Genomic DNA, 9,838 nt, shown 5'->3' with positions numbered 1-9,838 from the left:
TCTGGCGTGAACCGTCCGGATGTGCTGCAGCGCAAGGGCGCCTACGCGCCCCCGCCGGGCGCCTCCGACCTGCCCGGTCTGGAGATTTCGGGTGAGATCGTCGCAGGCGATGCCGCCGAACTGGCCGCCGCCGGCTTTGCCCTGGGCGATTCGGTGTGTGGTCTGGTGGCTGGCGGCGGCTATGCCGAGCTGTGCGTGGTGCCGCTGGCCCAGTGTCTGCCGGTGCCGGCGGGCCTGAGCCTGATCGAGGCAGCCAGCCTGCCCGAGACGTTTTTCACCGTTTGGTCGAACGTGTTCGACCGCGGGCGTCTGCAGGCGGGGGAGACCCTGCTGGTGCAAGGTGGGGGCAGTGGCATTGGCGTTACGGCCATCCAGCTCGGCAAGGCCCTGGGTGCGACCGTGATCGTCACTGCCGGCAGCGACGACAAGTGCGCGGCCTGTGTGGCCCTCGGCGCCGACCATGCCATCAATTACCGCACCCACGACTTCGTCGAGGAGGTCAAGCGCCTCACGGCGGGCCGCGGTGCCGACGTGGTGCTGGACATGGTGGCCGGCGACTATGTGGCCCGTGAGGTCGCCTGTCTGGCCGACGACGGTCGCATCGTGATCATCGCTGTGCAGGGCGGCGTCAAAAGCGAGTTCAATGCCGGCGAGGTGCTGCGACGTCGCTTGACGATCACCGGGTCGACGCTGCGTCCTCGCCCGGTGGCCTTCAAGGGGGCCATTGCCGCGGCGTTGCGCGAGAAGGTCTGGCCGCTGTTGGTTGCCGGTCGCATCAAGCCGGTGATCGAGCGGGTGTTCCCGGCTGCGCAGGCGGCGCAGGCGCATGCGCTGATGGAATCCAGCCAGCACGTCGGCAAGATCGTGCTGGACTGGGCGGCCTGAAGGCCGCAGAAGAATCGAGAGACAAGAGAGGTTCCATGCGACGCAGGTGGTGGTTGGCACTGGAAGATGCACGGCAGCCACAAGGGCAATGCCGAGCTGCTGGCGGGCATCGTCGGTGCGCGTCCCTTCGCTTGCGATGTGGCCGTCTGCGTGCCGTTCCCCTACCTGTCGGAGACGGCGGTGACGCTGGCTGGTGGTGATCTGCGCTGGGGTGCGCAGGACTGTTCGGCGCACGAGCAGGGTGCCTACACCGGGGAAGTGTCCGCGGGCATGCTGGCCGAGTTCGGCTGCCGCTACGCCATCGTCGGTCACTCCGAGCGCCGCGCCTACCATGGCGAGTCGGACTCGGTCGTGGCCGACAAGGCCAAGGCGGCCCTGTCCCGTGGCATCACGCCCATCGTCTGCGTGGGCGAGACGCTGGCGCAGCGCGATGCCGGTGAAACCGAGGCGGTGGTCAAGCGTCAGCTGTCGGTCGTGATCCAGAAGCTGGCCCACTGCGTGGGCGAGATGGTGGTGGCCTACGAGCCGGTCTGGGCCATTGGCACGGGCCGCACGGCCACGCCGGAGCAGGCGCAGGCGGTGCATGCCGTGCTGCGGGCTCAGCTGAAGGCGGCCACGCCCCGGGCCGACGCGATGGTGCTGCTCTATGGCGGCAGCGTGAAGCCGGACAACGCGGCCAGCCTGTTTGCCCAGCCCGACATCGATGGCGGTCTGATCGGCGGCGCGGCCCTGAAGGCGGAAGACTTCGTGGCGATCTGTCGGGCGGCCAGCTGATCGCGGTCCGACGTCGTACACATCAATCCTTGGAGTAAGAATTCATGCATATCTGGATGAACCTGCTGGTGGTGCTGCAAATGGTGGCCGCCATCGTCATGATCGGCCTGGTGCTGGTGCAGCATGGCAAGGGGGCCGACATGGGGGCCTCGTTCGGCAGTGGGGCCTCGGGCAGCCTGTTCGGTGCCACCGGCAGTGCCAGCTTCCTGTCGCGGACCACGGCGGTGTGCGCCACGGTGTTCTTCCTGGCCACGCTGGGCTTGGCTTTCATGTCGAACAGCGTGTCGCGTGTCCAGCCTGCGGACACGGGCAGCGTGCTGGAAAAGGCCGCTCCGGCGGTGCCGCAGATCCCGACGGCAGGTCAGGTGCCTGCTTCTGGTGCGTCGAACTGACAATCTGTCCGAATGGACTGCTGGAAAGATGAGTTAAGTCATTTTTCAGGCTAGAATCAATGGCTGTTCGGTGAGCAAAACCTCACGCAAACTGGACAGACCCTGGACAGGACTGAACCACGCCGACGTGGTGAAATTGGTAGACACGCTATCTTGAGGGGGTAGTGGCGAAAGCTGTGCGAGTTCGAGTCTCGCCGTCGGCACCAGATTCATCGGCAGGGCCTTCATCCGGAGCCCTGCCGAGCGCCCTGAGGTCATCGGGGAAGGCTGGGCGCGCAGTGCCTGGGGGCAAAAGCCTCAGGAGGCGCGCCTTTTTCATGTCCGGATGCGCTTTTGACGACTGCTGGAACCTGCCGACCATGGACCTGCAACCTTATCTCCCCGTCATTCTCTTCATTCTGGTCGGATCGCTTGTCGGGGTTGCCCCGCAGGTGCTGGGCTTTCTGCTGGGCCCGAATCGGCCGGACGCCGAGAAGAACTCTCCTTACGAGTGCGGCTTCGAAGCCTTCGAGGACGCGCGGATGAAGTTCGACGTTCGCTACTACCTCGTGGCGATCCTGTTCATCCTCTTCGATCTGGAAATCGCCTTCCTGTTTCCTTGGGCGGTGTCTCTCAGGGACATCGGGGCGTCAGGTTTCTGGGCGATGATGGTTTTCCTGTCGATCCTGGTGGTCGGCTTTGCCTACGAATGGAAGAAGGGCGCTCTCGACTGGGAGTGATCCCTGGCCGGGTGTTCGAGGCGGCATTCCCTTGGGAGTGTCACGACCACAGCGAGAAGCACACACACATGGGTAATGAAGGCATTCTGAAGGAAGGCTTTGTCACCACCTCGGTCGACAAGCTGGTGAACTGGTCCAAGACGGGCTCGCTCTGGCCCATGACCTTTGGTCTGGCTTGTTGCGCGGTCGAGATGATGCACGCCGGAGCGGCGCGCTACGACATCGACCGGTTCGGCATGTTGTTCCGCCCCAGTCCTCGTCAGTCCGATCTGATGATCGTGGCTGGTACGCTGTGCAACAAGATGGCCCCGGCCCTTCGCAAGGTCTACGACCAGATGGCCGAGCCGCGCTGGGTTCTGTCCATGGGGTCCTGCGCCAACGGTGGTGGCTACTACCACTACAGCTATTCGGTGGTGCGCGGCTGTGATCGCATCGTGCCGGTGGATGTGTACGTTCCCGGCTGCCCGCCCACCGCGGAGGCCCTGCTGTACGGCATCCTGCAGCTGCAGGCCAAGATCCGGCGCGAAAACACCATTGCCCGCTGATCGCGGACGTCCACACATGACGCAGAAACTCGATAACCTGCAAGCCGCCCTGACGGACGTGCTGGGTGAGCGCCTCCAGCGCCTCCAGCGCGAGCGCGGCGAGATCACCATCACGGTCAAGGCCGCGGACTACCTGGGTGTGGCCAAGGCGCTGCATGACGATCCCCGCCTCCAGTTCGAGCAACTGATCGACCTGTGCGGCATGGACATGTCCGCCTACCGCAACGAGCCCTGGGAAGGGCTCCGCTTCGTGGTCGTGACCCACCTGCTGTCGGTGTCGCTGAACTGGCGCGTGCGTCTGAAGGTCTTTGCGCCGGACGACGATCTGCCGATGGTGGCCTCGGTCAATGACATCTGGAACTCGGCCAACTGGTTCGAGCGCGAGGCCTTCGACCTGTACGGCATCATCTTCGAAGGGCACCAGGACCTGCGCCGCATCCTGACGGACTACGGCTTCATCGGCCATCCGATGCGCAAGGACTTCCCGGTTTCCGGCCATGTCGAGATGCGCTACGACGCCGAAACCCGCCGCGTGGTCTACCAGCCGGTGACCATCGAGCCGCGTGAGATCACCCCGCGCGTGGTCCGCGAAGACAACTACGGCGGCCTGCACTGAGCCCGGGAACCCGTCATGGCAGACATCAAGAACTACACCCTGAACTTCGGCCCTCAGCACCCGGCCGCGCACGGCGTGCTGCGCCTGGTGCTGGAGCTGGACGGCGAAGTCATCCAGCGCGCTGACCCGCACATCGGTCTGCTGCACCGTGCCACCGAGAAGCTGGCCGAGCAGAAGACCTTCATCCAGTCGCTGCCCTACATGGACCGGCTGGACTACGTGTCGATGATGTGCAATGAGCACGCCTACTGCCTGGCCACCGAACGGCTGCTGGGCATCGAGGTACCGCTGCGCGCCCAGTACATCCGCGTGATGTTCTCGGAGATCACACGGCTGCTGAACCACCTGCTGTGGATCGGCGCGCACGGCATCGACTGCGGGGCGATGAACATCCTGATCTACGCGTTCCGCGAGCGCGAGGATCTGTTCGACCTGTACGAAGCCGTGTCGGGTGCCCGCATGCACGCGGCCTACTTCCGTCCGGGCGGTGTCTACCGCGATCTCCCGGACACCATGCCGCAGTACCAGGCCAGCAAGATTCGCAACGAGCGTGCGATCAAGAAGCTCAACGAGAACCGCCAGGGCTCGATGCTGGATTTCATCGACGACTTCTGCGCGCGTTTCCCGAAGAACGTCGACGACTACGAGACCCTGCTGACGGACAACCGCATCTGGAAGCAGCGCACAGTCGGCATCGGCGTGGTCTCGCCCGAACGTGCCCTGAACATGGGCTTCTCTGGCCCGATGTTGCGCGGCTCCGGCGTGGCCTGGGACCTGCGCAAGACCCAGCCCTACGACGTCTATGCCAACATGGACTTCGACGTGCCGGTGGGCAAGAACGGCGACACCTACGACCGCTATCTGGTGCGCGTGGCCGAGATGCGTCAATCCAACCGCATCATCAAGCAGTGCGTGGATTGGCTGCGTGCCAACCCGGGCCCGGTGATCACCGACAACCACAAGGTGGCGCCGCCCAAGCGGGTCGAGATGAAGTCGAGCATGGAAGAGCTGATCCATCACTTCAAGCTCTTCACCGAAGGCTTCCACGTGCCCGAAGGCGAGGCCTATGCCGCCGTCGAGCATCCGAAGGGCGAATTCGGCATCTACATGGTCAGTGACGGCGCCAACAAGCCGTACCGCCTGAAGATCCGCGCCCCGGGCTTTGCCCACCTTGCCGCGCTGGATGAAATGGCGCGCGGCCACATGATTGCCGACGCCGTTGCGGTGATCGGCACCATGGACATCGTGTTTGGCGAGATCGATCGATGACACTTTCTGACGCCACCAAGGCCCGCTTCGCCAAGGAAGTGGCCAAGTACCCCAAGGAGCAGGCGCAGTCGGCCGTGATGGCCTGCCTGTCCATCGTGCAGCAGGAGCAGGGCTGGGTGTCCTCCGAGGCCGAGGCCCAGATCGCCGAGTACCTGGGCATGCCCGCGATCGCAGTGCACGAGGTCACCTCCTTCTACAACATGTACAACCAGCAGCCGGTCGGCAAGTTCAAGCTGAACGTCTGCACCAACCTCCCGTGCCAGCTGCGCAATGGCCAGCAGGCGCTGGAGCACCTGTGCGAGAAGCTGGGTGTGGAGGATGGGGGCACCACTGCGGATGGCCTGTTCACCGTGGCCAAGTGCGAATGCCTGGGGGCCTGTGCCGACGCGCCGGTGATGCTGGTGAACGACCGCCAGATGCTGAGCTACATGAGCAACCAGAAGCTCGACGAGATGATCGACCTGATCCGCTCGGAAGCAGGAAAGGCGGCCTGACCATGGCACTGGATCTCTCCCGTTTCCAGGCCACCGGGCCTCGAGACCTGTTTCCATGACCGTCACATCGGCGCCCAGATCTATGCCGGTCTGAACGGCGGCAACTGGCGCCTGCAGGACTACCTTGCGCGCGGTGGTTACCAGGCCCTGCGCAAGATCCTCGGCAAGGACGGTGGCGAAGGTCTGACGCAGGACCAGGTGATCGCCGAGGTGAAGGCCTCCGGCCTGCGTGGCCGCGGCGGCGCCGGCTTCCCGACGGGCCTCAAGTGGAGCTTCATGCCCCGCGCGTTTCCGGGTCAGAAGTACCTGGTGTGCAACTCCGACGAGGGCGAGCCCGGGACCTGCAAGGACCGCGACATCCTGCGCTACAACCCGCACATCGTGATCGAGGGCATGGCCATTGCCGCCTACGCGATGGGCATCAGCCAGGGCTACAACTACATCCACGGCGAAATCTTCGAGGTCTACGACCGTTTCGAGGAAGCTCTGGACGAGGCCCGCGCGGCCGGCCTGCTGGGCGACAACATCCTGGGCAGTGGTTTCAGCTTCAACCTGCATGCCCACCACGGTTTCGGCGCCTACATCTGCGGCGAAGAAACCGCGCTGCTGGAGTCGATCGAAGGCAAGAAGGGTCAGCCCCGCTTCAAGCCGCCGTTCCCGGCCAGCTTCGGCCTGTACGGCAAGCCCACCACCATCAACAACACCGAGACCTTCGCGGCGGTGCCCTGGATCATCCGCAACGGCGGCCAGGCCTACCTCGAATGCGGCAAGCCCAACAACGGCGGCACCAAGATCTTCTCGATGGTCGGCGACGTGGAGCGCCCGGGCAACTACGAGATCCCGATGGGCACGCCGTTCTCCAAGCTGCTGGAACTCGCCGGCGGCGTGAAGGGCGGCAAGAAGCTCAAGGCGGTGATCCCGGGCGGTTCGTCCGCACCGGTGCTGCCGGCCTCCATCATGATGGACTGCACGATGGACTATGACTCCATCAGCAAGGCCGGCTCGATGCTGGGCTCCGGCGCGGTCATCGTGATGGACGAGACCCGTTGCATGGTCAAGAGCCTGCTGCGTCTGTCCTACTTCTACTCGCACGAGTCCTGCGGCCAGTGCACGCCCTGCCGCGAAGGCACGGGCTGGCTGTGGCGCGTGGTGGACCGCATCGAGAACGGTCATGGCCGTGCCGAGGACCTCGAACTGCTGGACAGCGTGGCCGGCAACATCATGGGTCGCACCATCTGCGCCCTGGGCGATGCCGCCGCGATGCCGGTGCGCGGGATGCTGAAGCATTTCCGCGACGAGTTCGCGCACCACATCGAACACAAGACCTGCAAGGTCCCGGCCTACGTCTGAGCGGGGCACACACGATATGTTGGAAATCGAACTCGACGGCAAGAAGGTTTCGGTACCCGAAGGCAGCATGGTGATGCATGCGGCCGATGCGGCTGGCACCTACATCCCGCACTTCTGCTATCACAAGAAGCTCTCCATCGCGGCCAACTGCCGCATGTGCCTGGTGGACGTGGAGAAGGCGCCCAAGCCGATGCCGGCCTGCGCGACGCCCGTCACCCAGGGCATGGTGGTGCGCACCAAGAGCGAGAAGGCCGTGGTGGCGCAGAAGTCCGTCATGGAATTCCTGCTGATCAACCACCCGCTGGATTGCCCGATCTGCGACCAGGGTGGCGAGTGCCAGCTGCAGGATCTGGCGGTGGGCTACGGCGGTGGCGCCTCGCGCTACGAAGAAGAGAAGCGCGTGGTCTTCCACAAGAACGTGGGTCCGCTGATCTCCATGGAGGAGATGAGCCGCTGCATCCACTGCACCCGCTGCGTGCGTTTCGGCCAGGAAGTGGCCGGCGTGATGGAGCTGGGCATGCAGAACCGCGGTGAGCATTCCGAGATCACGACCTTCGTCGGTCAGACGGTGGACTCGGAGCTGTCGGGCAACATGATCGATCTGTGCCCGGTCGGCGCCCTGACCAGCAAGCCCTTCCGCTACAGCGCCCGCACCTGGGAACTGTCGCGCCGCAAGAGCGTCAGCCCGCACGATTCCACCGGCGCCAACCTGATCGTCCAGGTCAAGAACCACCAAGTCCTGCGCGTCGTTCCGCTGGAGAACGAGGACGTCAACGAATGCTGGCTGGCTGACCGTGACCGTTTCAGCTACGAAGCCCTGAACAGCGAACAGCGTTTGACCACCCCGATGATCAAGCAGGGTGGCCAGTGGATGTCGGTGGACTGGAACACCGCGCTGGGCTATGTCGCCGACGGGCTCAAGCGCGTCAAGGCTGAGTTCGGTGCTGCCGGCATCGGGGCCCTGGGCTCTGCCCACAGCACGGTGGAAGAACTGCATCTTCTGGCCAAGCTGGTGCGTGGCCTGGGCAGCGACAACATCGACCACCGCCTGCGCCACGCCGATTTCACGGCAGGGCAGGGCGTGCGTTGGCTGGGCATGCCGATCGCCGAGCTTTCGGGCCTGGACCGCGCTTTCGTGGTGGGTTCGTTCCTGCGCAAGGACCATCCGCTCTTTGCGCAACGCCTTCGCCAAGCCGTGCGCCATGGCGCTCTGGTCTTCAGCCTGAACGCCGTGCATGACGACTGGGCCATGCCGCTGGCGGGCACTGTCACCGCCGCACCGATGGACTGGGTGCAGGCCCTGGCCGATGTGGCCGGCTATGTGGCCACGGCCAAGGGCGTGAGCGCGCCTGCGACCGCGCTGGTGTCCGCCGAGGCCGAGGCCGTGGCCAATGCACTGCTGTCTGGCCAGAAGGCGGCCATCCTGCTGGGCAATGCCGCAGCCCAGCATCCGCAGGCTTCCTCGCTGCTGGCCTTGGCCAACTGGATCGCTGCCCAGACCGGCGCCACCGTGGGCTATCTCACCGAGGCCGCCAACACGGTGGGCGCGCAGCTGGTGGGTGCACAGCCGGCCCAAGGCGGCCTGAACGCGGGCCAGATGTTGTCTCAGCCGATGAAGGCGCTGCTGCTGTTGAACACCGAGCCGGTGCTGGATGCGGCGGATGCTGCCGCGGCCCAGGCCGCGCTGGAGGGCTCGGGCCTGGTGGTCGCGCTGACCTCGTTCAAGGACGCCGTGGTGCCGAACGCTGACGTGATGTTGCCCATCGCGCCCTTCGCCGAGACGGCCGGCTCCTTCGTCAATGCCGAAGGCCGCCTCCAGTCCTTCCACGGCGTGGTGCAGACCAAGGGCAACACCCGTCCGGCCTGGAAGGTGCTGCGCGTGTTGGGCAATCTGCTGGGGCTGCAGGGCTTCGAACAGGAGACCGTCGAAGAAGTTCGTGCCGAAGCCCTTGGCGACGTCTCTGCGATTCCGGCCCGTCTGAACAATGGCATTGCGCAGGCCGTGAATCTGGTCGCTCCGGCGGCGGGGCTGCAGCGCGTTGCCGATGTGCCCATCTACAGCACTGACAGCTTGGTCCGTCGCTCGACCTCGCTGCAGCTGACCCGCGATGCCCAGGCGCCGGCGGCCAGCCTGCCCACCGCGTTGTGGAAGCAACTGGGCTTGAGCGCCGGTGCCAAGGTTCGCGTGTCTCAGGGGTCGGCATCCGTGGTGCTGCCCGCCCGTGAAGATGCCTCTCTGGCGGCGAACGTGGTGCGTGTGCCGGCCGGTCACGCAGACACGGCCGGCCTGGGTGCGATGTTCGGCGCGATCGCCGTCGAGGCGGCCTGAGGCCAGGGGTAGGAACTCACATGATCGACAACATCTACCAAGCCGGGCTGGCCCTGATGGGCGGCCTGTTGTGGCCCGTCGTGTGGTCGCTGATCAAGATCGTGGTGGTGCTGCTGCCCCTGCTGGGTTGCGTGGCCTACCTGACCCTCTGGGAGCGCAAGGCCATCGGCTGGTCGCAGATCCGTCCGGGCCCCAACCGCGTGGGGCCTTTCGGTCTGCTCACCCCGATCGCCGACGCCGTGAAGCTGATCTTCAAGGAGATCATCCGCCCGACCGCCGCCAGCAAGGGGCTGTTCTTCCTGGGGCCCATCATGACCATCATGCCGGCGCTGGCCGCGTGGGTGGTCATTCCCTTCGGTCCTGATGTGGCGCTGGCCAACATCAACGCTGGTTTGCTGTTCCTGATGGCCATCACCTCGCTCGAGGTCTATGGCGTGATCATTGCCGGCTGGGCCTCCAACTCGA

The 9,838-nt window shown here is 65.2% G+C and carries 10 protein-coding genes, 1 tRNA gene and 1 pseudogene; all 12 read left to right on the top strand.

The genetic code is table 11. From position 1 onward, the window contains the following. Positions 1 to 885: NAD(P)H-quinone oxidoreductase (locus I73_RS14595; protein ID WP_022981291.1), on the top strand; the 885-nt coding region annotated here is incomplete at its 5' end. 66 nt (positions 886 to 951) lie between these two features. After that, positions 952 to 1,659: a triose-phosphate isomerase gene (gene tpiA / locus I73_RS14590; protein WP_022981290.1), complete on the top strand. Its 708-nt coding sequence runs from the start codon at positions 952 to 954 to the stop codon at positions 1,657 to 1,659. Between the two features lie 44 nt (positions 1,660 to 1,703). Further along, positions 1,704 to 2,051, top strand: a complete 348-nt coding sequence (gene secG, locus I73_RS14585) for a preprotein translocase subunit SecG (protein WP_022981289.1) — start codon at positions 1,704 to 1,706, stop codon at positions 2,049 to 2,051. Between the two features lie 121 nt (positions 2,052 to 2,172). Beyond that, positions 2,173 to 2,257 (top strand) — tRNA-Leu (locus I73_RS14580). A gap of 153 nt (positions 2,258 to 2,410) precedes the next feature. Further along, positions 2,411 to 2,770: an NADH-quinone oxidoreductase subunit A gene (locus I73_RS14575; RefSeq protein ID WP_026096758.1), complete on the top strand. Its 360-nt coding sequence runs from the start codon at positions 2,411 to 2,413 to the stop codon at positions 2,768 to 2,770. A gap of 68 nt (positions 2,771 to 2,838) precedes the next feature. Then, positions 2,839 to 3,315 carry an NADH-quinone oxidoreductase subunit B family protein gene (locus tag I73_RS14570; protein ID WP_022981287.1) on the top strand — a complete coding sequence of 159 codons (477 nt, stop codon included), beginning with the start codon at positions 2,839 to 2,841 and terminating at the stop codon, positions 3,313 to 3,315. Between the two features lie 16 nt (positions 3,316 to 3,331). After that, complete coding sequence (locus I73_RS14565; RefSeq protein WP_022981286.1) at positions 3,332 to 3,931, top strand: NADH-quinone oxidoreductase subunit C; 600 nt, start codon at positions 3,332 to 3,334, stop codon at positions 3,929 to 3,931. Positions 3,932 to 3,946: 15 nt separating this feature from the next. Continuing rightward, entirely contained in the window at positions 3,947 to 5,200 is a 1,254-nt protein-coding gene (locus I73_RS14560) for an NADH-quinone oxidoreductase subunit D (RefSeq protein ID WP_022981285.1), read from the top strand. Then, a complete protein-coding gene (gene nuoE, locus I73_RS14555) occupies positions 5,197 to 5,694 on the top strand; it encodes an NAD(P)H-dependent oxidoreductase subunit E (protein WP_022981284.1) in 498 nt (165 codons plus the stop codon). Before I73_RS14560 ends, nuoE begins: the two co-directional genes overlap by 4 nt. Before the next feature lie 2 nt (positions 5,695 to 5,696). Beyond that, a pseudogene (nuoF, locus tag I73_RS14550) lies at positions 5,697 to 7,044 on the top strand (NADH-quinone oxidoreductase subunit NuoF). A 16-nt stretch (positions 7,045 to 7,060) separates the two neighbouring features. After that, on the top strand, positions 7,061 to 9,373 hold the full coding sequence (nuoG, locus tag I73_RS14545) for an NADH-quinone oxidoreductase subunit NuoG (RefSeq protein ID WP_022981282.1): 2,313 nt from the start codon (positions 7,061 to 7,063) through the stop codon (positions 9,371 to 9,373). A gap of 20 nt (positions 9,374 to 9,393) precedes the next feature. Further along, positions 9,394 to 9,838 (top strand): NADH-quinone oxidoreductase subunit H (locus I73_RS14540; RefSeq protein WP_022981281.1); only part of this gene is annotated, 445 nt, incomplete at its 3' end.

The organism is Ideonella sp. B508-1 (genome assembly GCF_000333615.1).
Taxonomy (GTDB): domain Bacteria; phylum Pseudomonadota; class Gammaproteobacteria; order Burkholderiales; family Burkholderiaceae_C; genus Ideonella.
The sequence above is the reverse complement of the archived record's forward strand: the minus strand, read 5'-3'. Positions and strand labels throughout refer to the sequence as shown.